Here is a 25,687-nt window from a genome sequence, read left to right on the forward strand (position 1 = left end):
GATATTTCCTTAGCCTTTCAGCGCCCCGGCCGCCATCCCGCGAACGAGTTGCTTAAGTCCAAACACCAGTAACAGCAGGGACGGTAGAATGACTAACGTAATCCCTGCGAATACGAGATTCCAAGAGGTTGTCTCCTGAAATTCCAGCATGGAGATGCCAATTTGCACCGTGCGCATCGATTTGCTGTTGGTGATCAGTAGCGGCCATAAGTAACTGTTGTACATATTCAAAAAAGAGTACACCGCCAGCGTTCCAAGCGCCGGTCTAGAAAGCGGAAGCACATGGAACAGAAAGTAACGGACATGCCCGCAGCCATCGATTTTCGCGGCCTCGAACAGCTCCTTCGGCAGCTGCAGGAAAAACTGGCGAAGCAGAAACGTCCCAAAAGCAGTGGCCAAAAACGGCACCATTAACCCCTGGTAACTGTCCAACCAATTCAGGCTGCGTACGGTTAAATAATTGGGGATCATCGTTACTTCCCAAGGAACCATCATCGTGGCGACAAATAAGCTGAACATCAAGCCTTTGCCCTTGAATTCCATCTTGGCGAAGGCATAGGCTGCCAAGCTGGCGGTGATCAATTGTCCAAGCATCACAATCCCGGAGACCAGAAAGGTGTTCCCGATAAACAAGGCAATCGGAACGATCTGTAGCACCTCGGCAAAGTTGGTCAAATGCAGCGAATGCGGCACCAGATGCGGTGGATAGGCGCTGGCTTCCTGCGGCGTCATGACGGACATAAACAGGCTGTAAACGATAGGATAAAGGATGAGAACCGCAGCTACGGTCATGAACAACAACACAATGATATGGTTAAAGGTCAGCTTGTTCATTGATAGTGGACTTTCCTTTCTACCCATTTGAACTGAATCAAGGTCAATAGCAGAATGACCAGGAAGAGTAGAAGCGCTTGGGCACTGCCCGTACCAAACCGGAAGTTGACGAAGGCTTCTTGGTAGATCGTGTAGACGAAGACGTTCGTCCGGTTCATCGGCCCGCCCGATGTCAGAATGTTGATCTGCCCAAACGATTGGAATGCACTGATGACGGACACCACCAACAGGAAAAATAACGTGGGCGACAGAAGCGGCAGCGTAATTTTGCGAAACGTTGTCATCGGACCAGCTCCATCGATCTTGGCACTTTCGTACAGCTCGTCGGGAACTCCCTGCATCCCGCTGGACAGGATGATGTAATTAAAGCCCAAGTTCATCCAGACCGTCATCAGCGACACGGACCACAAAGCCCAGTCCGGGCTGATCAGCCAAGGTACCGGACCCACGCCGGCCAAGCCAAGTAAGTAGTTAAGCATACCTAAAGTAGGGTGAAACAGAAACTTCCAAATGACCGCCGCTGAACCAACGGAGAGTACCAACGGCAGCGAGTAGGCGAATTGGAAAAACCGTCTCCCCCGTCGAAGATGATGCGTGAATGCTGCGAGCACCAGCGCGATCAGCATGCCGGTTGGCACGGTGAATAAGGCAAAGAGTGCTGTCACCTTCATCCCGCTGACAAATAAGCCGGAGGCAAAAAGGCCGGTAAAATTGTCGAAGCCCACAAATGCGGCGATCCGACCAGTCGGGTCCGTGCTGTGTAAGCTCAAGTACACCGACTTTAGCAGCGGGTAGAACAAAAACACGACAAACAGGAGCAACGACGGAGCCAGAAACGTATAGGCCAGCGCATGTTCTCGAATGTTCTGTTGTCTTAAGGTTGCGGCGCGGGCAGGTCGACGAGTCGCTGCAGAAGCCGATGCTACGGATTGGCCCCTTGATGGCAGACTCACCTGGTGATCCAGCTCGCTCATGAGGGAAGCCTCCTTTTTCTTATGAAGGTTGAGATGGTTGTTCAATTCCTCTGCTAGTGTATAGCTTGGATGTCAGCGGAACGTTAGCCATGGATCAAGGGGGCGTCAAAATCGTCATCGCACAGTAAAGGAAACGCAAAAAAGCCGCCTCCCACGCGTATGCGGTGAAGACAGCTTATAAGAATGTGGACTTTATCTTCATGCTTCGGATTCGCTGACGATCAGCCGGAGTGACCCTGTCATGGTTGGCATGTTCCGATAGTGCCCGTATTTGCGGTCCCATTCCCCGGATTTCAAAGCATCGGCCAAGCGCTGAACCAGGCGCTCCTCCACGCCTTCCGCCAAGAAGCCCCATGCTGACTGGGCCTGACGTACCTCGGGGATCAGGAACGCTTCCGGACGGCCGTAGAAAGCTTCCTGGAATCCATCAATACAATCCAGTGGAATGGGCAACGGAATGATCTGCCCTCCCCCTCCCAGCGCTTCAAGAATGTCCTGCGGTTTCGGATAACGCCGCCGCTCGACTTCGATCAGCTCCGGAAAATACTCAGCCGTCCAGAACGAATCGAGCGCATCCGGATCAAAGGTCAAGACGATGACGTTCCCCCGCGTCACCCTTCTCAGCTCCTGAAGGCCATGGCGAAAATCAGGCCAATGGTGGACAGTGACCATCGCCATCCCCGCATCAAAAGCCTGATCATCAAAAGGCAGCGCATCCGCCCAGGCGTTGACGGCCGGAACCGTTCCGCGCGCCCTCCGCTGATTGCGCATCGTTGCGGAAGGTTCTACTGCGACGACATACCGGTCCTTCGGCTCATAGGACCCGGTTCCAGCGCCCACGTTGATGATCGTTTGGGCATCCCCCAACGCCTCGAACACATACCGCGCAATACGCGGATCTGTCCGCCGATATCCGGCATAATTTGTCCCCTGCCGATCGTAATCATATACGAGTTTTTCCTGGTTCATTCCTGCCTCAGCTCCTTTTGGCATACGATTATATTTCCTGCTGAGGACATTGTAGTTGATTTAGACCCATAAATATAATATATCTTTATAAGTAAATCATAGATATAAGTTATGAATTGAAAGGGGCTTAAGTGGAATGAACTTACACGCCTTGCGGTTGTTCCACGTCATTGCGGAGACAGGCAGTGTGACGCGCGCGTCGGAGCTGTTAAACATCAGCCAGCCGGCCATCTCCGCCCAGATCCGTAAGCTGGAAAAGGAACTGGGACTGCCCCTGCTGAAAGCGCAAGGACGCGGCATCGCCTTAACCGACGTCGGGGACAAGCTGTTTACCTACAGCCGACGCCTCTTTGCGGTAGAGCAGCAGATCGAGCATTTTTTGCAAGACTATAAAATGGGGGAGCTGGGGCATATCCGGCTGGCAGCCACTTATTTGCCCGCGCATTTCCTCGTCCCGACTTGGATCGCGAAATTTAAATCGCAATACGAGCATGTGGAGATGAGCATCAACACGACAAATTCGACGGATGCGCTAAAGCAACTGCTGAATTTGGAGGTAGATTTGGCGATCTACGGCGGATTGCCGGAAGCCTACCCTGAATCGGTTCATGCAGAGGAAATGTTCCGGGACGAATTGTGGTTTGTCGTCCCCCCGAAACATCGGTATGCGGGACAGCGCGTCTCCCTCCACGACATGGTCAGGGAGCCTTTCGTCATGCGGGAGATCGGCAGCTCCACGCGGGAGCGGTTTATGGCGTTATGCCGGACCTACAATGCACAGGCGCCGCGCATCGCCTTGCAATTTAACGGGTTAAACGAAACCGTCCAGGCGGTGATTGCCGGGTACGGGGCCAGCTTCGTTTCGGCGCTGGTGGTTAGGGAATACGTGGAGCGCGGACTACTGAGCCGCGTCTTCGTGGAAGGCGTAGACCTGATGAATACGATCTCGGTCTATACGCGAAAAAACGAACCGCTGTCTCCAGCGGTCCAACGTTTTGTCGATTTGATCCGTGAGCATCCGCATGGATGACGCCCGGTATTTTTTTCACGATAAAGTCTGCTTCACAAACTCATAAAAAGCCAGCGCATCCGCCCAACTGCTGAAGCCGGCCTGTGCCAGCTTGTCGCTGCCGCCGCCTTTGCCTCCATAAGCAGAGAGATGCTCCTTGAAGAAGGCTCCGCAGGACAGCGAGAGGCTGCCGTTATGGGCCAGCACCACCTTCTGTTCCGCTTCCGCGGCCAGCAGGACCGCTGCATCAGTTTGGGCCGTCAGCTTTGGGGCAAGGCTTTGCAAATCCTTCAAGGACTTGTCCGCATAGATTTGCGCAATGATCCCGCCTGCGCGCTTCTCCAGCAGCTCACGTACGGTTACTTCGTCCATCGCTTCTTTTAACGTATCGTACTCCCGTTGCAACCGCTTCTGCTCATCTTCCCATTTGTCGAGGCGCTCCAGAATGCTGTCCCGGCCTGTTTTCAATTTGGCGGTAATGGTCACTAAAATGTGTTGCTGCTCCTGAAACTCTCTGAGGGCCCGGTACCCACATTTGAAAAAGATCCTGACATTCCCCTTCTGCTTCTCGGTCTTCAGCAGTTTAATCATCCCGATCGCACCGGTCGCCGCCACATGCGTACCTCCACAACCGTTGTACTCCACGTCTTCCATCTCCACGATGCGGACGCGGTCGACCGCCTTCGGCGGCTTCACCAGCGGCAGTCGGGACGCCTCCTCCTGGGTAACGAAGTAGCTGGAGATCTTGTGATTCAAATAAATATGACGGTTCGCTTCGCGTTCAATCGCCTCCAGTTGTTCCGCAGACAGTTCGGGACGTTCTACATCAATGGTGCAATAATCTTCACCCAGATGAAAGCTCACGGTCATCGCTTCATATAGCTCGCGACAAACCGCAGATAGCAAATGCTGCCCGCTATGTTGCTGCATGTGGTCAAACCGGCGATCCCAGTCGATTTCACAGCGTACTTCGGCCTCCTCTGGGAAACGCTCCACCTTATGCAGCACGACATCGCCCTCACTGATCACATCCAGAACCGGAATCCCTCCAATCCGTCCGGTATCGTTGGGCTGACCTCCTCCATGGGGATAGAAGGCGCTCTCTTCCAGAACAACGTAAATGCCATCCTCCCGCTCCAGCTTGTCCTTGATGCGGGTGGTCCAATGGGTCAAATAGGCATCGTCGAAATATAGTCTTGTCGTCATCGCTTGGTTCCCTCTCTTTTTAGGTAACATTCAATTTAGGATCCTCATCACCAAACTTCTTCCATCTACTATACCGAATAATCGCCGGACTTTACACCATTTCGTGATCTTGTCTGTTCGAAGAACCAAGCTCGCTTGTCGCCATTGAGGCGCGGATCGTCCGGGTCCATCGAGGAACGGCTGCTCATGAATGCATCATGCCCACCCTTGCCCGCTCATATAATGAGGTGACAGGTCGAGGGAGGGAGCAAGGATGGCACAGTACATGGGCGAGATCCGGGGAGAAATCCAACGATTAACCGAGGAACTGATAGAGCGGCAGGAGTTGGACGGCACGTGGCGCTTTTGCTTCGAAAACGGCATCTCGATTGACGCTTGCACAATCATTCTTTTTCGTACGTTAAACATTGACAAAGAAGATTTGATCCGACAGCTGCACGATCGCATCCTTGCGGCCCAGGAACCAGAGGGCTGCTGGCGTTGGTACCATGACGACAAGGAAGGCCACTTGTCCGCTACGGCTGAGGCTTATTACGCTTTGCTGTACTCCGGGTACAGCAAGCCGGAAGATGAACCGATTCAACGGGCGAAACGTTATATCCTGGACCGGGGCGGCATTGGGCACGTCCGAAGCCTGCTCACCAAAGCCATTCTGGCCGCCACCGGACAGAGAGATTGGCCGACCTCCTTATCGCTCATCCCCATCGAACTTCTGCTGCTACCCGAAGCGTTACCTCTGAACTTTTATGATTTCTCCGGATATTCGCGGGTGCATCTCGTACCGCTTCTGATCATGGCCGATCGGAATTTTCGCGCCCGGTCAAAGCGAACGCCGGATTTAAGCGAGCTGTTTATCGACGCGCGCAGCGAAGAGCAAGACCCGCTCACGCTTACTCCAGAAAGCCGGGAACCGCTGAAGCTCATCCAATCGGCCTTGGCGCATTTGGTAGGTACGCCGCAACGTATCCGACATGCCGCCGTTAACCGGGCTGAGCAATATATGCTGGATCGAATTGAAAGCGATGGGACGCTGTACACGTACGCGAGTTGTACGGTGCTGATGGTGTTCGCTTTGCTGGCGCTGGGATACGAGCCGCAGCATCCGGTGATCCAGCGTGCGGTGGAAGGATTATCTCAGATGAAGTTTGCGGTGGACCGCGGTGGCCAAGGGGGAACACGCTATGTCACGATCCAGAACTCTCCCTCCACCGTATGGGATACCGCGTTGATTTCCTATGCTTTGCAAGAAGCAGGGGTTTCACCTATACATCCGGCCATACAACGAGCCGCCGATTACCTGCGGGAGCGCCAGCATCACCGCCCCGGCGATTGGCAGATTCATAATTCAGGTATCGTCCCCGGAGGCTGGGGGTTCTCCGAGACGAATACGTTCGTCCCTGACGTCGACGACACCACCGCCGCCCTCCGCGCCTTGTCCGCCTTTCATGCCGACGATTGTGAGGTATTAGAATCATGGAACCGCGGGCTTAACTGGGTCTGGTCGATGCAAAATAACGACGGCGGCTGGCCAGCCTTTGAAAAGAACACTAACAAAGAGATGCTCACCTGGCTGGCGATTGAAGGAGCGAAGTCCGCAGCCATCGATCCTTCTGAAGCGGATTTGACCGGAAGGACGCTGGAGTTTTTGGGCAACTTCGCCAAGCTGAGCGTTCGGCAGGATTGGGTGGCCCGCGGAGCGGATTGGTTGCTGAGCCATCAGGAGGGAGACGGCTCTTGGTATGGCCGCTGGGGGATATGCTACATCTATGGGACCTGGGCGGCGCTCACCGGGCTGATGGCCGTGGGCATGCCCGCCGATCATCCGGGGATCGCGAAGGCGGCGGATTGGCTGAGGCGCATCCAAAACCCGGACGGCGGCTGGGGCGAATCATGCCGCAGCGATCAGGTGAGGCGGTACGTCCCGCTTCAGGCCAGCACACCGTCCCAAACCGCCTGGGCGCTTGATGCATTGATCGCCGTCCATGATCAGCCAACGCCCGAGATCGAACGGGGCGTTGCCCGGCTGATCGCGATGTTGCATGAGGAGGATTGGCCCTCCACGTATCCAACGGGAGCCGGGCTGCCGGGTTATTTTTACGTGCATTATCACAGCTATCGATATATCTGGCCGCTCTTGGCCTTATCGCATTACGTCAACAAATATGGAGACGGTGCGCATTAGCTCATGGAACTGTCCCTTGAGTAGTGTTCAAAGATCCCTTCTGCCAGGTATAATGACGTTAAGACGAAGAACAGCTACCAGTAACGCGCCTCATTCGTTGCAGCCGAAGAAAAACTGCGAAAATACAGTTATTTTTTGCGATTTAACTCAAATCAACTGTTTCAAGCAAAAAAACCTGCACTTTTGCAGGTTTTTCCTCTACTTCGGCGACTTGGCCGAAAAAAACTACACTTTTGCAGTCTTTTGACGGCGGTAGGGGCAGACAGAGCGGCGAGCAGCCAGCTCTTGACCAGCGAGACCCTAGGCGTCACTTCATAAACCACCGAATTACAGCCATGATTAAAGAGAACACAACGCTGAGCACGATACACGTCACGATCGGGAAGTAGAACCGAAAATTGCCCCGTTCAACCGCAATATCCCCCGGAAGCCGCCCCAGTTGCAGGAACTTTCCCAAGAACATCCACAGCAAACCAATCACGATAAGAACCGCACCGGTAACGATCAGTATTTTCGGAACGTTACTCATGAACCCGTCTCCTTTTTATGTAAATGCTGTTTTGACCTCATCATACAAACCGTCTGCCGAAAAAGCAAACCCGAAGGCTCCTATAAGATTCCCCAAAACATACATATCAACCCGATCTCAAACATAGATATTCTGTAGAAGAAATAGTGCCTATACATAGGAAAGGCAGGGAACAACATGGCGGTTTCTTATATGGATTTCGCATCACCCAACGCACAGTTCACGTACGACGTTAACCAGAACACGACCTTCCGCAAAGATCAACGGAACTTCATCAACATGCTTTCCATTCATCAGATAAACACGCTGGGGAATATGTCTTTTTTTGATACCTACCTCGACAAAGGCAACGTCGTCGAAATGCACATTCACCAAAACGCTTCAGAGCTAGTGTATTGCCTTTCGGGTGAAGTGGTGGTCTCAATCATCAATCCATTCACCAAAGAATTGAAGCATTACCCCACCCGTCCCGGATGGGCGACCAGTATCCCGCAAGGGTGGTGGCATTACGACACGGCGACGATGGATGGGACGCGGTTTCTGGCGATTTTTGATCAACCGATTCCAGAATTTATTCTCGCCTCCGATATGCTGCGGCTGACTCCACCTGAAGCGTTCGCCCATACTTATTGTCTGGATGTAGAAAAAGTAAGAGCTGCGTTCGCCCCTCTAAATCAATCGGTAATCATCGGTCCTCCGTTGGGCTGTCATCAACCAAACCCGCAAGCTCAAGCGCAGCAAACTTCGACGCCACATACTTATCATCCGCCTTACAACCAGGGTTACGGGCTGCGGCCTTACCAACAGAGCGACGGCAATCCTCGCCGGCCGCAAGTCATCGGTAACGGCTGGGCGCATTTGTATCACGACGGACCATGAATCTACTTCGATAAATGGCAAGACCCCCAATCTGCGGTTGGGGGTCTTCTATTTGTTTCCTTATCCAATCTTCTCAATACTCACCTTCGCCCGCAGCTCCTCGATCAACGTACGCTCGGCCAAATCGTCGGAGAAAGCGGTAGCGCTGCCGGAGGCTACGCCGGCCCGGAACGCCTCCATGAAGTCTCCTCCTAAGGCGAGCGTCCCCGTAAATCCGGCGATCATTGAATCGCCAGCACCCACGGAGTTACGCACTTTGCCGGGCGGAACATTCGCATGGTAGACCTCGTTATCGCGGATCAACAGTGCGCCTTCCGCGGCCATCGAAATCAGTACGTGCTGTGCCCCTTCCTCCAACAGCTTGCGGCCGTATGCGATCAACTGCTCCCGCGTCTCTATCTCGACGCCAAACAGCTCAGCCAGCTCATGATGGTTGGGCTTCACAAGCAGCGGGCGGTAAGGCAGCGCCCGACGCAGCGGTTCACCCGTGGTATCAATGACGAACTGGGCTCCCTGCTTCTGGCACATCCGGATCAACTGCTCATAATAATCGCCAGGAAGCGAGGAAGGCAAGCTGCCCGCTAAAATGACCAAATCACCTTCCTTCAAAATGGACAGCTTCTCTACCAAGGCATCGGCTTCTCCCGGCGCGATAACTGGGCCTGAACCGTTGATTTCCGTTTCCTCGCCATGCTTAAGCTTAATATTGATCCGGGTCTCTCCGCCGCGAATGCGTACAAAATCAGCAGGAATCCCTTCATTGTGCAAAGCTTCTTCAATAAAATCCCCAGTGAAGCCGCCAAGGAACCCCATAGCCGTCGTATCCGCCCCAAGCCGCTTGAGGATGCGCGAGACGTTAATCCCTTTCCCGCCGGGCAGCTTCAGGTCTCGGTTCATCCGATTGAGCCCGCCGAGCTGCAGGCGGTCAACCTCCACGATATAGTCAATGGAAGGATTTAAAGTAAGTGTGTAAATCATCATGGATTATCCTCCAATTAGGTTTGTCATTTCCGAGATGGGCTTACGCCAGTGTTCCGGAACCTGCTCTGTAATGAGGGCCGCCCGCTCCAGCTCGAACATCTTGGCAAAAGCAACATTCCCGATTTTGCTGGAATCGGCAAGTACATAGGTGAGCGAGGACTGCTCATTCGCACGGCGTTTTAATGCGGCTTCCTCTGGATCCGGCGTCGTATACCCCGCCTCGGGATGAACCCCATTCGCCCCAAGGAAACACCGGTCAAACCGAAAATGCGTTAACTGCTCCAGCGCTAGGTTGCCGACCAGGGCTTTCGTGCGTTTTTTGCCCAGACCTCCAAGCAGGTACACTGGAATGTCTGCCTCAAGCAGCGCCTCCACTTGCGGTAAGCCGTTCGTCACGACGGTGATCGATTTCCCGCGCAGATAAGGGATCATGGCCAAGGTCGTCGTACCCGCGTCCAGATAGATCGCCTCCCCGCTGCGAACCAAGCCCGACGCAACTTCAGCAATTTGCTGTTTTTGCGGGAGATGGACGGCAGACTTCTCCGCCATCCCGGGCTCCAAACCTCCGGGCATCATCGGGAGCGTCGCGCCGCCATGTACCCGGCGAAGCAGTCCCTGTTCTTCCAAATCCGCCAAATCGCGCCTTACGGTGGATTCGGACGCTTCAAGCATGACGCATAGCTCCTGAAGCTTAAGCGTACCTGCCTCCTGCAACCGTCGCATAATCCGGCGATGCCTTTCTTCCGTTAACATCATTCCCCTCCCAACTCCACCATCGGTTCGTATCCTCAGCATAAAACAATCATATTCTATCATAATCATTCAATTTCAATCAAATCCTTTCATTCACCATCACAGGACTTGAACGCTGTTTTCGTCCTCCAACGCTGTTCAAACCCCGATAACTAATATTCGGCGAAAAAATCCCCCGGCAATAAAGCCGAGGGATTTGAGTTTCAGATTATTTCAGCAGCCACAAAGCCGGCACGTTCGGCGGCTCCCAACCGACCAGGGAAGTATGAGCCTGACGGCATTCGTAGATCTCCCCGTTGTAGCTGACCAGCTCCCCTACCGCATACGCGGTATTTGGGGCCCAAGGTTGCGCAGCAGGAGCCGACGCTGTCGTCACTTGCACCGTGTTGCTGGCTGCTGATTCATTGCCGGCCGCGTCAATTGCACGAACGGTAAACGTATAGGAAGTTGCTGCGCTGAGTCCGGTTACCGTAAAGCTGGTCTCCGTCCCAGACACGGTTACAGATAAGGTGGATCCGCGATATATTCGGTAGCCTGTGACCCCCACGTTATCAGTCGATGGGCTCCACATTAACGTCACACTGGAGGACGTTGGTGTCCCCATAACATGCAGGTTACCGGGAGCCGAAGGGGCCTGGGTATCGTTCACGGCCGGACTTGTCGTCACGGTCACCGAGTTGCTCGGCGAAGAGCTGTTGCCCGCTCCATCCACCGCCCGGACGGTAAACGTATAGGACGTGTTCGCATTCAGCCCAGTCACGGTATGACTCAGCGTGGATCCCGACACCGTACCTACCAAGTTGCTGCCATTATAAACCCGGTAGCCGGTGACGCCAACGTTATCACTGGAGGCGTTCCAGCTAAGCGTAACCGAGTTCGAGGTAACGGCCGTTGCCGCCAGCCCGGTTGGTGCCGTCGGAGCGGTCGTGTCTCCTGAGTTGCCGCCGCCAAAATCGACGTCAATCACGTTGTAGAAGGCGTTCGCCGTATCTGCGATCTCCCAGACAGCCAGGATCACATGGTACCCTGTCCGCTCCGGGACGTTGCACGTATGCGAGTACGTAAACGGAGGCTGCACCCCGCCATAGTTCACCGTGCAGAACGGTGTCAGATCAAAGGAATTGCGCGTTAACGGGGCATTAGGGTCCCAGCCCGGCTTCGTGATGTAATATTTCCAGTTTGCCGTGGCATGGGGGGCGGTAAATTTCCAGGTGAAGGTGTTCGTTCCGGCCGAAAAGTTCACTTTGGTCCATCGGTTGGCCGATTGCTCATCCAGCTTAGGGAAGGCTCCATTAGCACTCGCGATCTTCCCATCTGCTGGTCCGGCATTCGGGAAGCCCTTGGGCGCTTCCAAGCTCTGAGGCTCGTACACGATCGCACCGCAGTCCGTATTCTGGCCATTTTTGCACAAGATCGCCCGGCTTGCCGGCCCGTCCACCCAGCCGTGAGCCGAAGCTTGTTCCGATAACAGGATCATTCCGATTCCAGCAATCACCATGACCAACAAAGAAGTAAGCGCCTTCAAAACTAACGATTGTGCTAGCCGTGTTGAAGTCATGCTTGTCCCTCCTTTGAAATTGGAAATGTGCCTTATGTCTGATCCTTGGCTGTGCATTTCAAATTCTAACTTTTACAACCTTCTGCAGGAACCCTAAACGCCCCCCTTTCTGAAGGAAGTCTATATAAACTCCCAAAGGAGCTTATACCATAACTGCGTACACATAAGATCATGAAGGGAATTAACATAAATAGAGGAGGATGCTAATACTGGGGAAAATTACTGATGTCCAAATTATACATGATTCGATGCATTTTTGTGAAGAATTATTTATTTTTTGTAAAATATAGTACATCCTTGGTAACTTGCCGCGTTAAAAAACCCGCCATTACAGCAGGTTCTTGTCTTACCCTATAGTTCTTTTTGTCGGAAGCCTTACTTCACCATCGCCAGCGACAACCCGTCATATGCCGGCAGCAATGTGCTGATCAGACGCTCGTCCGTGGCGATCATCTCGTTGAATCTGCGCATCGCTTGTACCGACGGTCCATTTTTGTCGGGATTTAACGTCCGGCCGTGCAGCAGAATATTATCCCCGGCAATCAGCGCTCCCGGTTTCGCCAGCTTGATCGCATATTCGAGATAGTTCGGGTAGTTTTCCTTATCCGCATCGATCAAAAAGAAATCAAACTGCTCCCCCCGTTGCTCCAGAATATGCAAGCTGTCCAGCGCGGGGCCTACCATGTATTCCACCATCTGCCCGTATCCGGCTTCATGCAAATTGGTTCGTGCCAGTTCGGCGTTCTCTTCCTTCAACTCCAAGGACACGAGCCGCCCGTCCGCAGGCAATCCCCGCGCCATGCAAATGCCGCTGTATCCGCCCAGCGCGCCGATTTCCAACACGGATTTGGCTCCGGCCAGCTTGACGAGCAGCGTTAACAGCCGCCCATATCCCGGCGCAATCGACACATCCCGCATCCCATGGTTGGCGATGGATTGGGTTACCCGTTCCAGCACTTCATCCTTGGCGTATAATTCATCACCGTATTCCTCCGGCGTCAGCATCGAATAATCTTCCTTTCATCCGTTCATACTTAAGAACCGTTTGTAACTTGTTAGACATTGGCCTATACTGAATTGTATGGTTTTTCCGCTATTCTCACAAGTCTATGCGAAGCTGGAGTGATTGACGTAAATATGGCTGGACCTTTGCAACTGATCGCCACCGCCCCGATGGGCCTGGAGGCCGTGGTGGCGCGTGAACTCAAAGAATTAGGTTATGAAGATACGGCGGTGGAGAACGGCAGGGTGAATTTCACCGGAGATTTCATCGATATTTGCCGCTGTAATTTGTGGCTAAGAACCTCGGATCGCGTCCTTATCAAAATGGGCGAATTTACGGCCGTCACCTTTGACGAGCTGTTTGAAGGCACCAAGGCACTGCCTTGGCAAGATTTTATCCCGGTTAATGGAGAGTTTCCGGTGGAGGGACGCTCGCACAAATCGCAGCTTAGCAGTGTGCCGGCGTGTCAGGGGATCGTGAAAAAAGCGATTGTCGAAAAGCTGAAGCAATCCTATCACACCGAGTGGTTCGAAGAAACCGGACCGCGATACGTGATTGAAGTGAATCTGCTTAACGACAAAGCGCTGCTGACACTCGACACGACCGGTCCGGCGCTGCATAAGCGCGGCTACCGCAAGCACGCGACCGAAGCACCGCTCAAGGAGACGATGGCCGCGGCGATGATTCTGCTCAGCCGCTGGAATCAAAACCCGGTGCGTCCGTTCTACGATCCGTGCTGCGGTTCGGGAACGTTGCCGATCGAGGCAGCGATGATCGGCTGGAACATTGCGCCGGGCTTGCGGCGCACGTTTAACGCCGAGCGTTGGCCGGTTGTGCCGCCAGAGCTGTGGCAGCAAGCGCGCGACGAGGCGATTGACGCGGTACGAGACGATGTACCGCTGAACATTGCCGGCAGCGACATTGACCCGGCCGCGATCGAAATCGCTAAAGCCGCGGCCAAAAGCGCCGGGCTGGCGAACGAAATCCGGTTCGCCTGCATGCCTGCCGCCAAAGTCCAGCCGCAGGGCGATTACGGCGTGATGATCACCAACCCGCCATACGGTGAGCGGATTGGGGAAGAGAAGGAAGTGCGCAAGCTGATCGCCCAGCTCGGGAGAGTGATGGCCGGACTGCCGACGTGGTCTTTTTTCGCACTGACACCAACCAAGCAGTTCGAGCACGACTTCCAGCGCAAAGCGGACAAGCGCCGCAAGCTGTTCAACGGGCGTATCGAATGCCAATATTTGCAGTATCTCGGGCCCCTTCCTCCGCGCCATTAGGTGCAGAGGGAGGGTCTCTCCCTTTTACACCTTAGCAAGGAAAGGAGCGAATAGGTCGTCATGCTGCGTTTGACATCTCATCGCGGTGGTTTCGGCAATCGATTCCGCCTTCGGCTGCAGTACCGCCATTTTGTTTATTTCTTTTTTGTGGCCGCGATTTTTATGAAACTGGTCATTTTGCATAATAATCTGCATGCCCGTTACATCGACATGAACCTGCTGGACGATCTGATCGCCATCGGTTCCATTCTGCTGGCTTCGTTCTGGACGTTATGGCTGCCCCCACAGGGAAGAAGTATCGCCTTGGGAGTGCTAAACGTGCTGCTCACCGTACTCATCTTCGCCGATTTGGTCTATTACCGCTATTTTGGCGATTTTCTCACTGTGCCCGTCCTGCTGCAAGCTGGACAAGTTGGGGATCTGGGCGGGAGCATCCGCGAGCTGATCCGCGTTGCCGATCTGTGGCTGATCGCCGATTGGGCGGTTTGGGCGGTGTTTATGGCTGTGCGCCGCATAAGACACGGAGGCGGTAACCGCCATCCTTCGGGTTGGCTCCGCGGCACCGGCAGCTACAGCAACATGGGGGGCGGCTCCTTCTCGCCCATTTCCTTTAGCGGCACCTCCCGCCGTACGCTCGGCTGGCGCAGATTCCGCCGCCTATATACGGGGATCGGCGTCTTTGTACTTGGCTTTGTGCTTACGCTGGGGCCCATTCGCTTTTATACCCAAACCTGGGCAGTCGGGTTGTTCGAAAACAACTGGTGGAACGTCTCCTTATACAACGTGACCGGCTTGCTAGGCTTCCATTACTATGATGCAAGCCGTTACCTCAAGGAGCATCTCGGAGGCGGCCAAACGGTCAGCGCCGAGGAGCAGAAAGAGATCCGCCAGTGGTTCATCGAAGCTAGCCAGCGCCGCCATGCGGACAATGCCCTGTTTGGGAAGTATGCTGGCAGCAATGTGATCGTCATTCAGGCCGAAGCCTTTATGAATTTCATGATCGGCAAAACCATAAGCGGCCAAGAAATCACGCCGAATTTCAACAAGTTGATGGGTGAGAGTCTCTATTTCTCGAACTTCTATCATCAAACCGGTCAAGGGCGCACCTCGGATGCGGACTTCTCCTCCAACAGTTCCTTGCATCCGTTGCCCACAGGCTCGGTCGCTGTCCGTTATCCGAACCATACGTTTGACGTGCTGCCGCAGATTCTGAAGACAGAAGCCAGCTATACTGCCGATGCTTTTCACGCGTACGAGGGCAGCTTCTGGAACAGGAACAATATGTATCAAGCGATGGGCTACGACCGGTTTTACAGCAAAAAAGACTTCCAGCTGGACGAGCCTCTGGGCTGGTCGCTGGGAGATAAATCCTTCTTCCGGCAGTCGCTCACGATCATGGCTCAGGAGAAACAGCCCTTTTATTCGTTTATGATCACCTTATCGAGTCATCATCCTTATACGCTGCCGGCTGGATTGCAGGAACTGGATACCGGCGAATTCAAGGGCACGATATTCGGCGATTATTTGCAGGCCGTGCATTACGTGGATGCCGCGCTTGGAGAGTTCGTGGAGGGCTTAAAGCAGGAAGGATTGTGGGATCATACGATTTTGGCCTTCTATGGGGATCACGACAACTCGATCACCGACAAAGCGGTGTATGAGCAGTTTTTCGGCAAATCGCTGAGCGAGCTTGATGTGCACCAGATCATGAATCAGGTGCCGCTGCTTATCCATCTGCCGGATGGTCAACATGCCGGTGTCTACGAGGAGCCTGCTGGTCAGCTTGACCTCACGCCGTCGTTGCTGCATCTGTTAGGTTTTTCCTCAGATTCCTACTACATGATGGGGAATAATCTATTTGCCGATCTGGGAAGTGAACGTGCAAGGGATCGGTTGGTCGTGCTGCGCTCCGGCGCGTATACAGACGGCGAGCGCTACTATATTCCATCCGACGATAACTTGTTTACGAACGGCAGCTGCCACGACTTGACCAATCGGAAGATTACCGAGATCGAGGCATGCCGCGCGAAGCACGAAGAAGCGATGAAACGCCTGCGCTTCTCAGACGAAATCATCACTTCCGATTTGATTGCGGAGTTCCGCAAGGAGAACTAACGAGCAAGATGGGGGGAGACACTGGATTCGCGGCCGATGCATCCGATCGGCTTGAACCGTCAGTCCCGCACGTCATCTGTCAGTCTGGGCCAGGCGAAATGCTGCTTTGCATGTCATCCCCTCCTTTGGCTGGTTAGATGACTTCCAGCCCATCGTTATCCGGCAGCTGCGGGTAAGCGGCATGCGGCTCGGATTGATACCAGTAGCTGACGGAGGCGATGTCGTCTTGCAGCGGTAAATAGCGGCCGCCGGAGCGCCAGCCCAGCGCCTGAATCGTCACCCGCAAATCCGCTTCGAAGCGGATCGGGTCCATGACATGCCAGCGGTACATGCCAAAGCGCTGCTGGCTTCGGTACAGGCCGTCGGGCTTAATGATCTGATGAAGCCCTAAGTATGGCGTGGAGTAGGAGCCATATTCTCCTTTGGGTTGCTCGAAGTTCCATGCCCCGCCGAAATAGTCCTCCGTGCCAGTGCCGCAAATGGTCGGGAAATCCTGATCTCCATCCATGTAGAACTTGATCTCGCCTTCCCCCCACCAGCCATTATTGTTCACCTGCCACGCCAGATATGTACCGACGTAATGCCCTTTGCCGCATACGCCGTCTAACAGCACATGCACGTCCTTGTAGCAAACCGGGTTGCTTCTTCTCCATTGGGCGTGAAAATACGCAGCATCGTCCGGTACCTCGGTTAAGGTGTAGTCGATTTGGTAATACAAGACAACCGCCGAATCCATCCGGTTTTCGATGGTGATTTTGGCCTTCTTGCGGAACGGCATCACCCAGTAACTGTTCATCCCGCCGGCCGGATTCACCGCGATCGGCAGCGAACTGACGTTGCTGCGCTCGCACCAGCCGTTGCAGAAGAAGTCGCCCAGCGGTGTCTCCACGCTTGGGGTGTCCTCATCGTCCCAGTACATCCGCAAGATCATATGACGCCAGCTTTCTGGAAAACAGGTCAGCCAAATATGCTGAATCGCACCCGGCCCGTCGATCTCCGCCACCGTAAAGGTCTGGCCTGCCGCGATATTTACCGACGGGGAGACCTTCCAGCCTTGCCCAAGATCACGGGCGCACTCCGCCCCGGTTCCTTCTGTCGCCATGCCGCCTTGCCCTTTAGCGCCGGTAAAATTCTCCGCACTGATTGATCTTGTCTTCGCCGGCGACAACCGGTACAAGTTGCCTAATCCTAGATCTAGTCCGTTAAATGGGTTCATCGTCGTCCCTCCCCTTCATTATTGATGGAACATATCTCTACGTACGCTTCGTGACTCAGTCCCTAGCCTTATCCGGCCTCAGGCTGTTCCTTCGCTTCCACCATCTGCAGCCCCTTTCGGTTCGAATCAGATCATGTTATGATGTAAGCGATTTCATATCAAATTTTACATGATCCTATCTCCCGGTTTCCATGTTGGGATTTGTGATTTGTTATCCATTCTTGCTATTGTCTACACAGGAGGTACCGATGGACAATCCGACTTTGACTCCCTCGAACCTGATACATCGCCTGTCACCCAACGTTCGAAGAGCCTGGAACCACCGGGTGGACACGATGAAGCTGGCGCCTCGCATCATTTTTGACTATGAACTGTTGTATATGGAAAAAGGGGAACTCACCATTCGTGTGGAGAACGATACGTTTGTTGCGGTGCCCGGAGATATTTTACTGTTCAAACCGGGGGTGGAACATGAGTTCATAGACTCGCGGGGAGAATGTTGGATGCCGCACATTCATTTTGATGTGCTGTATCATGAGGATTTTGAGGAGGTACCAATCAATTTCAAAAATCGCAGCGAATGCACGGAGGAAGAGCTGGCTTGGCTTCGGCCTGACATACTGGGGCAGGCTTTCGGGTTTCCCAACGTCCTGCGGATCGGCAACCATGCCGAGGTACACAAGACGCTGATGCAAATCATTCATGCCTACGAGCGGCGTGATGCCGACTACCCGTTGATCCAGAAAGCGCTGGTGCTCCGCATCCTTTATTTGCTGCAAAAAGGGCTGAGGGCGAACAACAACGCGCATCTGGTCATGCATCAACGTGCCATGGAGCTGGCGGTCACCTACATCATGGAGCATTACAACGAAACGGTCCCGCTGAAGACGTTATCGAAGCTCGCTTGCCTCAGCGTGTTCCATTTCTCCCGTATTTTCAAGCAAACGTTCGACCTGACCCCTCATCAGTTTCAAATCCGCTACCGGATGGAGAAAGCCAAAGAACTGATGATCTTTCAACGCTTGTCCTTATCCACCATCGCTGAGAAAGTCGGCTACAGCAACATATACTCCTTCAGTAAAGCGTTTAAGCAGGTTGAAGGCATGTCCCCTCGCCAGTTCATGCGCACGCATTCGAAATCGAGCTAGGCGGATGAAGCCGCTGCGATCGTTTCCGGCCAGCAGATCAGATCTTTAAAACCTGCAGAGTATAACACCGGGATGTTGATTTTCTCGGCCAAGTTCAGATTGTCAAAATAACTCAATGTCGTTAGGACTTGCTCCAACGATCCCGGGTTACGGGCGACAAATTCAGCGATTTCCGAGACGGAGCCGGTTGATGTTAGGGTTCTTGGGACTCATGCTGACCCTAGCTCTGCTAGCGATGTATGCTGTTCAACTCGGATACCAGGATGGTTTGTTTGTCAGACAAGCGATCTACATGGCGAGCGGATTGGTAGTGATGTTCTTCATCAGCCGAGTTCATCATCAACGGTTATATCGCTATTCATGGATGATCTTCGGATTGTCAACCGCTCTTATTTTGGCTGCTCAGTTTTGGGGCTCGCAGATCAATGGCGCTCGGAGTTATATTTTCGGGGGAATCAGTGTGACGGCACTCTGCCCTTATCTCTTTATCGTAGCGGCAGCCGGGCTGCTGTCCAGGGCCGAAGAAAATGAGGGATACGGGAAAAGCTTAGGGAAACTCCTTCTCCTCGGCGTCCTCCCCGTACTGCTGTTTGCTTACATCCCGTCGTCTGTTAGCCTTTTGCTATATGCAGCCACGTTCGCTTTTTTGCTAACCATCTCCAGATATGCACGTCCATGGGCGGCTGCATACCTGGCATTTGTCGCAGCGGCCTTCCTCTTGCCGCTGCTGCTAAGCGAACGCGTTCAAGATCGGTTGCTCGGATTTTTACTACGTCAACGAGATCCCAATGGAGCTGGCTACCTTTATCGACAAATCGATGAAGCCGTCCGGTCGGCGGGGTGGAATGGACATGGCTTTGGCTCGCCGATGAAAACTCTCCCCTACATCCACTCGGATCATATTTTTACTTATCTTATCTACAGTATGGGTTGGACTTTCGGAATCATTATCACTCTACTCATCTTGTTCTTTATCCTTCAGCTCACCAGAATGTTTAAATCGGTCAAAGATCCTTATGGGAAGATGCTTATTTCCGGCATCGGAGCATTATTAGTGATTCAATTCCTCTGGAGCATGGGAATGTCGCTGGGGTTCCTCCCCCTCTCCGCTGTTCCGTTTCCTTTTCTCAGTTACGGTATGGACCAGATGTTGGTTCAGTTAGCCGCCATCGGCCTCATCTACAGTGTCTATCGCAGGAAAGACATGATTTCTTTAAAGGGCGGAATCCCAAACAATTGATAACATTTAAAAAAACCGCCGGAGTTCCAGCTCCGACGGTCTCTCATTTCTAATCCTCTCACTTCGGTTTCTTCACAAAAGGCGCAGCCTTCGCCAGCACCTCGTCCTCCGTCGGTGCGCTGACGTATCTGCCGTTGATATATACGAACGCTCTTTTGCCGCACGGACCGCAATACGATTTGCAGCCGATTTTGATCTCGGCGTCCGGCGCGAGCTTTTGCAGCTTCGGTACAAACGTCTTCATGCGGATATGATTGCATTTATCGCAAATCCGAATATCGTTAGCCATGCCAAGTCCCTTCTTTATCGTTAGCTAAAACTTAGCTTAGTGATCCCCATGATTGCCTTTGGAAGGGTTGGTAATCACGAAGCCTTCCTCTGGGAAATACAAATAATCGATCTTCACGCCATCCAGGAACGGATCATCGCCACCCACAATGACATCGATGTCCTTGTCAGTTTTGACGATTTGGTCGTTCTCGCTAGGCTTGACCAAATCCAGGCCATAGTGAGCATGGTCGCCATGGGAATGGGTAATGAATACCTTCAGCGTCAGCCCTTGATTTTCTTCCTTGGCCAGTTCTTTCTGTATCACTTTCGCCGCATTGCGGGTAATTTTGACTCTCATATGATCTCTCCTATCGCACAAAATGGCTTCCCTTAACATTCCTATTGTAAAGAAACAGAGCGCAACAAGCAAGGCTCAAGGTGAAGCATCCGGATATTTCCGCTCCGCTCGGGTCACAAACCAATCCATAAGCAGCATCGTTACCGCCATGTCGTCGATCGGAATCAACGGCAGCACATCCGGCAGAACCCAATATGCAAGCGCCGGTACAACCAACAGCAGCTTATCCGTGAGCGGGATGTTGCCCGAAGTGAGCAGCGGGAGAGTTCGGCGAAAAATATGGGACCACCGACGAAGCGACCACCAGTTTTTCCATTTCATCTCTATCCCTCCCGTTTCGTTGTAAGTACAGCTGCTACTTAGGATACCCTATTGTACCACGGTTCATGGCTCAAGCAAAAAATCCGGGACCCTCCCCGGATTTTCCATCATCATCTTTGTTCCACTCTCTCTACAAAAAGTACACCAAGATCGCCAGCACCACTAAATGCGCAGGATAAAAAGCTCTCCACACCCAGCGGGGAAGGCGCCAGGCTTCCAGCTTTCGCCACAGCTCCGGCCCGTAGGCAATTACCAGCGTCGGCAGGATGCTGGCCAGTTGAATCACCCAGCCGTAAGCGAACAGATAGACCATGTTCAGGAGCAAGTGCATCACTACCGCTTTTCCTTGGCTGGCAAATTTGAAGATCAACACCAGCAGCAGACCGTAAGCACCATAATCAAACGGAAGCACCTCCATAATCACGCAGACAACAGCGATAATGATCGCGGACAGCGGCCCCGGCTTCGACGAATCCAGCATGCGTAGCACCAGTAAAGATACGAATAAGGTCGCCACGACGTTTAAACCGTTCGTATCGAAAGCCAACTGGTAAGGAATTTGTGATAGCACAGCGATCAGTAGCAACCGTGATGCGTACTTCCGGTAATTGGAGGTGTGCTGATAACCCTGGACCAGTGCGTAGGCATAGATCGGGAAAGCAATTCGTCCGATTATCCGCCAGAGAACATCTCCGGGAAAAAACAGCAGCCCAACATGGTCGATCAGCATGGTGATCATGGCGATCAATTGCACGGCCTACACTCCTTTCGTTGATCAACGGGGTTTAAAAATTTTGATTTTCATTTTTTCTAATCTTCAGTAGACTGAAAATAAGCCAAATTGGCGTTGCCATCATAGATAGGGGAGTCATCATGTACTTGTTTATCGTCAATCCAAATGCGGGTAACGGCGAAGGTCGCCGGATTTGGAATAAAATCAGCAAAAAGCTGCAACGGCTTGGTATTCCTTACGAGCACGTCTACACCACCAGCGCCGAGCAAGCGCATACATTCCTTCAGGGCAAGCTAACCGGGGAAGTGTCTTGGCGCGCGGTGGGCGTGATCGGAGGCGACGGCACCATCCATAGCCTGCTGCCTGCGATGCACCAGTCCGGCGTGCCGCTGGCGGTCTTCTCCGCCGGATCAGGCAATGACACTGCCCGCGGATTCGGCATCCCGCGCCGGGTTGGCGGCGCGCTGAAGGTATTGCTGAGCGGCCGGTCAACGGCAGCTGATCTTATCTCCATCGATGGAGATCGCACGCTGACTGCACTGGCGGTCGGCTTTGACGCTCAAGTTGCCAGCAATGTCAATGACAGCCGCTACAAAAAAATATGCAATGCGTTGGGACTAGGCAGGTTAGCTTATATCATCGGTATTTTTCATACCCTTCTTACCTATCGTCCCGGACCGTTAACGCTCGACTGCGACGGAACCACTTACCATTTCGAGTCCGCCTGGCTGACGGCGATTAATAATGTTTCCAGTTATGGGGGAGGCATGACCATCTGTCCGGACGCCAAGCCGGACGACGGGGTGCTCGACCTGTGCGTCGTGCACGATTGCTCCAAGCTGAAGCTGCTCCTGTTGTTTCCTACCGTCTTGTTTGGAGGTCATACAAAGCTCTCCTTCGTCACGATGCTGAAGGGCCAAAACATTACGATTTCCAGCTCTCTGCCGCGTCTTGCTTTAGGTGACGGAGAGCACGTGGCTACTACGCCGCTTCGCGCTACCTTGGAACCCGGCTCTATTCGAATCATTCGTCCGTAACGAAAGACACATGTGCTGCGCGACAGTTTCTATGACGTGGTTCAAAAAAACCTTTGGGCGGGTTGTTAAGCTCCCCCAAAGGTTTTTTTGATTGTTACACCACAGGACTGGATACCTGCCAAACGATGGGACTCAGCTCGACTTGCTCACCCAACCACTGTCTGGCGATCTTGCGGAACATATCGGCTTCCCCGCTGCAGAAGAACTGATGCACGGGAGTACCGTTACCGCGAGCCAAACATCCCCGTTGATGTAGAATCGTGCTGATTTCGCGGGCAGTTTCATCCGCAGAACTAATTAACTTCACATTTGGCCCCATGACACGTTGAATGGGGTCTTTCAAGAACGGATAATGAGTACAGCCTAGAATTAAGCAGTCCATCGGCTGCTTCTTCATCTCCCGAAGAGATCGCTCCACCACATGCAGCGCTTCCTTCGTTTCATACAACCCATGCTCTACTAACGGAACAAATTCAGGACAAGCTTCGCTAACGATTTCGATTTGCGGATTTAACTCACGTAGCGCTACCGTATAGGCCCCGCTACGAATCGTGCCTACCGTCCCGATGACGCCAATCTTTCCGGTCTTGGTCGCGCTGATTGCTGCGCGGGCACCCGGATGAATGACGCCAATGACAGGGATATCCACCTTGGCCTTGATGAAATCGAGTGCAGCCGCTGTGGCGGTGTTGCAGGCAATCACAATCATTTTCGGATGGAACTGGATTAAATAATCGACGATTTGCTCGGTAAACAAGCGGACTTCCTCGGGCGACCTTGGGCCATAAGGAGCCCGGGCCGTATCGCCGAAGTAAATGATTTTCTCTCTGGGAAGCTGCCTCATCACTTCCTTGCAGACGGTGAGGCCTCCCACTCCCGAGTCTAATATGGCGATGGCTTGCTGCACGAACATACCGCTTCCTTTATGTTTAGTGTAAAATCCTTCTCATTACTTTATGACTTCGCACCACAGAGGGTACCTAAATCTTAACTCAATTTGTAGTGCAAGAAAACCCGCAAGGGCGGAGAAAACGGGAAAAAGACCCGGGAGCGGGTCTTTTTCGGGCGATCACTGTGGACAGCCGTTCGAATTATTGGCCTTCCTCTTTGTCGGAAGTTGCCGCTGCTTCCACAGCTGCAGTAGTCGCTTCAACGGCTTCCGTCGTTTCTTCTTCCGTTACGACGCCAAGGGCCACTGTCTCTTCTTCGGTCACCGTCTCCTCTTCTTCATCTGCAAATTCGGAGACTTGAGCAATGACCTCTTCTTCATCGGTGATCTTGTCGGAACGACGGCTTTGGATTTCACTGATCAACACTTCAGCGGCTTCCTTCACCTTGCCGACAAGAACGGTACTTTGCTCCGATACTTTTCCGGCAACCTCTTGCGTCTTCTCTCCGACTTGACGAGCCCCGTTGGCAATATCCTTACGCAGCTCTTTCCCGGCTTTGGGGGCAAATAACAACGCCGTTACCGCACCGGCAACCGTGCCGATGGCGGCCCCCCATATCCAACCTTTGTTTCCTTTGCTCACGACTCATCTCTCCTTTTTGGCTTTCTCCGCGAATGCCCATATCGATAATGTATTATAAGCAGCAAGGGTCTGTCCGGTCACACTTGTAAGGAAAAAAATTGGGCTTGTCTGTCTGAGATTAGACGCCTTCCTGTTCCAGGTACTTCAGCACATTGGCCGAAAAATCCTGCAAAGCCTCGGGCAACCGCCCCCTTAGCCCTTCGACCTCCTGGCGATCCCAAGCAAAATATTCCTGAACTAACGGTTTCCGCAGTCGAACCAGTTCGATGAGCGTAACGTGCAGTTTCGCATCGATGACCGTTTCATCCAAGAGGATATCTACAATGTCCTCATAGCTGCTGGCGTCACGCATAATAAACCCGTCGATTAAATAGCTGCCGACGTCCGTTACGATTTCCAGCGCCAGATGCAATGCTCGTTCCTCTGCATAACGCCCCAGCAGGGAGGAGTTGGCCTCCGCCGCTTCACGAAGGGCCTGCAGCAATTCTGGCAGCATGTCCAGCCTGCGTTCGATTTGTTCCCGGTTTACATAATACAAGGGGATTCCCTCCTTTGGTCCAGTCTAAAATTCGAAATCGACTGCGACCTGACTCTCGCGTACTTCGCTCATATGCTCGATTACTTTCTTGTGCTCCGGATGAACTTGATATCCTTCCAAATCCGCAAGCGAATCAAAGGTAGCAATGAGCGCAATGTCATAGGAACGAGGGGAACGGATCACGTCGGTGCCCACCTCAAGGCTTCTGAGCTGCTCTACTTTACCCTGCATGCCGCGCAGTATCTCAACCGTACGTGCCACATTTTCCGGAGATGCATCCTTCAATTTAAACAATACGATATGCTTGATCATAATTCACCCTTCTCCTTCTTAACGATTCCGTATCTCATTTCAGCATAACATAAAGGGTATCTGCCGGAAAGTAAGGCACTCCCGAAACTCTATCAATCTAGTTTCATATGATATATTGTCTCATTTACTAGAGACGAGATTTAGAGGGAAAAGAGGTGAATCGCAATGACCCTCCTGCGCTTTCTGCTAAACGAACCGTTGCGAAGGCGAATTCGCCTGCTGCAAGCAGAACTTGAGCTGCTAGCCAGCCGAGTGGAGCATCTGGAGCATGCACTTGATGCCGCCTCCTTCCCGGATTCCGCGACCCGGCAGCAAATTGAAGCCTCGATCGGTCTCAGTATCATCATTGAGACGACGGGCTCCGTCATCCATGGCACATTGATCGCTGTGCATCCTGATGCTCTGGAGATGGTCGATGAATCAGGACGGCAGGTGATCGTCCCAGCCGCTAGAATCACGACCATCAAATTGTAGACCGTGTGAAACTGGCGGGGATCCTCCCATTCGGCAACCGAGATGGCCGGATGGGAGGAAGGGCACTTTTTTCGCTGAAGGGATATTGACAGCTTGACTCCGTTTTTATACAATAAAGAAGTCGCTCACGGGGCCTTAGCTCAGCTGGGAGAGCGCATCGCTGGCAGCGATGAGGTCAGGGGTTCGATCCCCCTAGGCTCCACCATATCTATGAATGTAGCAGTCCATCGGGGCTG

At 53.1% G+C, this 25,687-nt stretch carries 28 protein-coding genes and 1 tRNA gene; 10 read left to right on the forward strand and 19 right to left on the reverse strand.

Annotation, left to right across the window (positions count from 1 at the left end):
* Positions 1 to 9: 9 nt before the first annotated feature.
* The 3 genes from C812_RS11230 to C812_RS11240 form a co-directional block, all read right to left on the reverse strand.
* Complete coding sequence (locus C812_RS11230) at positions 10 to 834, reverse strand: carbohydrate ABC transporter permease (protein WP_016312776.1); 825 nt, start codon at positions 832 to 834, stop codon at positions 10 to 12.
* Complete coding sequence (locus tag C812_RS11235) at positions 831 to 1,808, reverse strand: carbohydrate ABC transporter permease (protein WP_016312777.1); 978 nt, start codon at positions 1,806 to 1,808, stop codon at positions 831 to 833. Before C812_RS11235 ends, C812_RS11230 begins: the two co-directional genes overlap by 4 nt.
* A 198-nt stretch (positions 1,809 to 2,006) precedes the next feature.
* Complete coding sequence (locus C812_RS11240) at positions 2,007 to 2,777, reverse strand: class I SAM-dependent methyltransferase (protein WP_016312778.1); 771 nt, start codon at positions 2,775 to 2,777, stop codon at positions 2,007 to 2,009.
* A 136-nt stretch (positions 2,778 to 2,913) separates the two neighbouring features.
* Between C812_RS11240 and C812_RS11245 the strand changes: the two genes are divergently transcribed.
* Entirely contained in the window at positions 2,914 to 3,807 is an 894-nt protein-coding gene (locus tag C812_RS11245; protein WP_016312779.1) for a LysR family transcriptional regulator, read from the forward strand.
* A gap of 15 nt (positions 3,808 to 3,822) precedes the next feature.
* On the opposite strand, the gene C812_RS11250 is transcribed toward C812_RS11245, so the two are convergent.
* The gene (locus tag C812_RS11250) at positions 3,823 to 4,992 is read right to left on the reverse strand and encodes an alanyl-tRNA editing protein (protein WP_016312780.1); all 1,170 of its coding nucleotides are present in this window, start codon (positions 4,990 to 4,992) and stop codon (positions 3,823 to 3,825) included.
* A gap of 253 nt (positions 4,993 to 5,245) precedes the next feature.
* Between C812_RS11250 and shc the strand changes: the two genes are divergently transcribed.
* A complete protein-coding gene (gene shc / locus C812_RS11255; protein WP_016312781.1) occupies positions 5,246 to 7,174 on the forward strand; it encodes a squalene--hopene cyclase in 1,929 nt (642 codons plus the stop codon).
* A 307-nt stretch (positions 7,175 to 7,481) separates the two neighbouring features.
* On the opposite strand, the gene C812_RS11260 is transcribed toward shc, so the two are convergent.
* Positions 7,482 to 7,703 (reverse strand): DUF2905 domain-containing protein, encoded by a 222-nt coding sequence (locus C812_RS11260; protein ID WP_016312782.1) that lies wholly within the window; start codon positions 7,701 to 7,703, stop codon positions 7,482 to 7,484.
* 177 nt (positions 7,704 to 7,880) lie between these two features.
* On the opposite strand from C812_RS11260, the gene C812_RS11265 reads away from it, so the two are divergent.
* Entirely contained in the window at positions 7,881 to 8,582 is a 702-nt protein-coding gene (locus tag C812_RS11265) for a cupin domain-containing protein (protein WP_036625108.1), read from the forward strand.
* A gap of 60 nt (positions 8,583 to 8,642) precedes the next feature.
* Here the strand turns inward: C812_RS11265 and pfkB are convergent, their stop codons facing one another.
* The 4 genes from pfkB to C812_RS11285 all read right to left on the reverse strand — a co-directional run bounded on the left by pfkB (position 8,643) and on the right by C812_RS11285 (position 12,879).
* On the reverse strand, positions 8,643 to 9,560 hold the full coding sequence (pfkB, locus tag C812_RS11270; RefSeq protein ID WP_036625352.1) for a 1-phosphofructokinase: 918 nt from the start codon (positions 9,558 to 9,560) through the stop codon (positions 8,643 to 8,645).
* Between the two features lie 6 nt (positions 9,561 to 9,566).
* Entirely contained in the window at positions 9,567 to 10,316 is a 750-nt protein-coding gene (locus C812_RS11275) for a DeoR/GlpR family DNA-binding transcription regulator (RefSeq protein ID WP_016312785.1), read from the reverse strand.
* Between the two features lie 208 nt (positions 10,317 to 10,524).
* Positions 10,525 to 11,874 (reverse strand): lytic polysaccharide monooxygenase, encoded by a 1,350-nt coding sequence (locus C812_RS11280; RefSeq protein WP_016312786.1) that lies wholly within the window; start codon positions 11,872 to 11,874, stop codon positions 10,525 to 10,527.
* A 375-nt stretch (positions 11,875 to 12,249) separates the two neighbouring features.
* A complete protein-coding gene (locus C812_RS11285) occupies positions 12,250 to 12,879 on the reverse strand; it encodes an O-methyltransferase (RefSeq protein ID WP_016312787.1) in 630 nt (209 codons plus the stop codon).
* A 132-nt stretch (positions 12,880 to 13,011) separates the two neighbouring features.
* Here C812_RS11285 and C812_RS11290 point away from each other — a divergent pair, with 132 nt between their 5' ends.
* The gene (locus tag C812_RS11290; protein ID WP_016312788.1) at positions 13,012 to 14,157 is read left to right on the forward strand and encodes a THUMP domain-containing class I SAM-dependent RNA methyltransferase; all 1,146 of its coding nucleotides are present in this window, start codon (positions 13,012 to 13,014) and stop codon (positions 14,155 to 14,157) included.
* Positions 14,158 to 14,217: 60 nt separating this feature from the next.
* Complete coding sequence (locus tag C812_RS11295) at positions 14,218 to 16,272, forward strand: LTA synthase family protein (RefSeq protein ID WP_016312789.1); 2,055 nt, start codon at positions 14,218 to 14,220, stop codon at positions 16,270 to 16,272.
* A gap of 133 nt (positions 16,273 to 16,405) precedes the next feature.
* On the opposite strand, the gene C812_RS11300 is transcribed toward C812_RS11295, so the two are convergent.
* Positions 16,406 to 17,488 (reverse strand): glycoside hydrolase family 172 protein, encoded by a 1,083-nt coding sequence (locus C812_RS11300; RefSeq protein WP_016312790.1) that lies wholly within the window; start codon positions 17,486 to 17,488, stop codon positions 16,406 to 16,408.
* A 248-nt stretch (positions 17,489 to 17,736) separates the two neighbouring features.
* Between C812_RS11300 and C812_RS11305 the strand changes: the two genes are divergently transcribed.
* Positions 17,737 to 18,636, forward strand: coding sequence for an AraC family transcriptional regulator (locus C812_RS11305; RefSeq protein ID WP_016312791.1), 900 nt, complete (start codon positions 17,737 to 17,739; stop codon positions 18,634 to 18,636).
* On the opposite strand, the gene C812_RS21890 is transcribed toward C812_RS11305, so the two are convergent.
* Positions 18,633 to 18,806 carry an acetylxylan esterase gene (locus C812_RS21890; protein ID WP_084770703.1) on the reverse strand — a complete coding sequence of 58 codons (174 nt, stop codon included), beginning with the start codon at positions 18,804 to 18,806 and terminating at the stop codon, positions 18,633 to 18,635. The two genes, C812_RS11305 and C812_RS21890, sit on opposite strands and share 4 nt — an antisense overlap.
* Positions 18,807 to 18,826: 20 nt before the next feature.
* On the opposite strand from C812_RS21890, the gene C812_RS11310 reads away from it, so the two are divergent.
* Positions 18,827 to 19,876, forward strand: a complete 1,050-nt coding sequence (locus C812_RS11310) for an FtsW/RodA/SpoVE family cell cycle protein (protein ID WP_016312792.1) — start codon at positions 18,827 to 18,829, stop codon at positions 19,874 to 19,876.
* 58 nt (positions 19,877 to 19,934) lie between these two features.
* Here C812_RS11310 and C812_RS11315 read toward each other — a convergent pair whose 3' ends face one another.
* From C812_RS11315 to C812_RS11330, 4 genes are all read right to left on the reverse strand, one after another.
* Positions 19,935 to 20,165 carry a YuzB family protein gene (locus tag C812_RS11315; protein ID WP_009222730.1) on the reverse strand — a complete coding sequence of 77 codons (231 nt, stop codon included), beginning with the start codon at positions 20,163 to 20,165 and terminating at the stop codon, positions 19,935 to 19,937.
* A gap of 36 nt (positions 20,166 to 20,201) precedes the next feature.
* A complete protein-coding gene (locus C812_RS11320) occupies positions 20,202 to 20,504 on the reverse strand; it encodes a hypothetical protein (protein ID WP_016312794.1) in 303 nt (100 codons plus the stop codon).
* Positions 20,505 to 20,579: 75 nt separating this feature from the next.
* The gene (locus C812_RS11325; protein WP_016312795.1) at positions 20,580 to 20,825 is read right to left on the reverse strand and encodes a hypothetical protein; all 246 of its coding nucleotides are present in this window, start codon (positions 20,823 to 20,825) and stop codon (positions 20,580 to 20,582) included.
* Positions 20,826 to 20,955: 130 nt separating this feature from the next.
* Positions 20,956 to 21,579 carry a TraX family protein gene (locus tag C812_RS11330; protein ID WP_016312796.1) on the reverse strand — a complete coding sequence of 208 codons (624 nt, stop codon included), beginning with the start codon at positions 21,577 to 21,579 and terminating at the stop codon, positions 20,956 to 20,958.
* Between the two features lie 119 nt (positions 21,580 to 21,698).
* Here C812_RS11330 and C812_RS11335 point away from each other — a divergent pair, with 119 nt between their 5' ends.
* A complete protein-coding gene (locus C812_RS11335; protein WP_016312797.1) occupies positions 21,699 to 22,595 on the forward strand; it encodes a diacylglycerol/lipid kinase family protein in 897 nt (298 codons plus the stop codon).
* 94 nt (positions 22,596 to 22,689) lie between these two features.
* Here C812_RS11335 and racE read toward each other — a convergent pair whose 3' ends face one another.
* The 4 genes from racE to C812_RS11355 form a co-directional block, all read right to left on the reverse strand.
* Positions 22,690 to 23,508, reverse strand: coding sequence for a glutamate racemase (racE, locus tag C812_RS11340; protein WP_016312798.1), 819 nt, complete (start codon positions 23,506 to 23,508; stop codon positions 22,690 to 22,692).
* Between the two features lie 178 nt (positions 23,509 to 23,686).
* A complete protein-coding gene (locus C812_RS11345) occupies positions 23,687 to 24,127 on the reverse strand; it encodes a YtxH domain-containing protein (protein WP_016312799.1) in 441 nt (146 codons plus the stop codon).
* A 118-nt stretch (positions 24,128 to 24,245) separates the two neighbouring features.
* On the reverse strand, positions 24,246 to 24,665 hold the full coding sequence (locus C812_RS11350) for a DUF86 domain-containing protein (protein ID WP_016312800.1): 420 nt from the start codon (positions 24,663 to 24,665) through the stop codon (positions 24,246 to 24,248).
* Between the two features lie 24 nt (positions 24,666 to 24,689).
* On the reverse strand, positions 24,690 to 24,977 hold the full coding sequence (locus C812_RS11355) for a Dabb family protein (RefSeq protein WP_016312801.1): 288 nt from the start codon (positions 24,975 to 24,977) through the stop codon (positions 24,690 to 24,692).
* Positions 24,978 to 25,142: 165 nt separating this feature from the next.
* Here C812_RS11355 and C812_RS11360 point away from each other — a divergent pair, with 165 nt between their 5' ends.
* Together C812_RS11360 and C812_RS11365 are read left to right on the forward strand one after the other, a co-directional pair.
* Positions 25,143 to 25,451: a hypothetical protein gene (locus C812_RS11360; protein WP_016312802.1), complete on the forward strand. Its 309-nt coding sequence runs from the start codon at positions 25,143 to 25,145 to the stop codon at positions 25,449 to 25,451.
* 129 nt (positions 25,452 to 25,580) lie between these two features.
* Positions 25,581 to 25,656: transfer RNA gene (locus C812_RS11365), tRNA-Ala, on the forward strand.
* The last annotated feature ends 31 nt before the right edge of the window (positions 25,657 to 25,687 follow it).

Source organism: Paenibacillus barengoltzii G22 (assembly GCF_000403375.2).
Lineage (GTDB): Bacteria > Bacillota > Bacilli > Paenibacillales > Paenibacillaceae > Fontibacillus > Fontibacillus barengoltzii.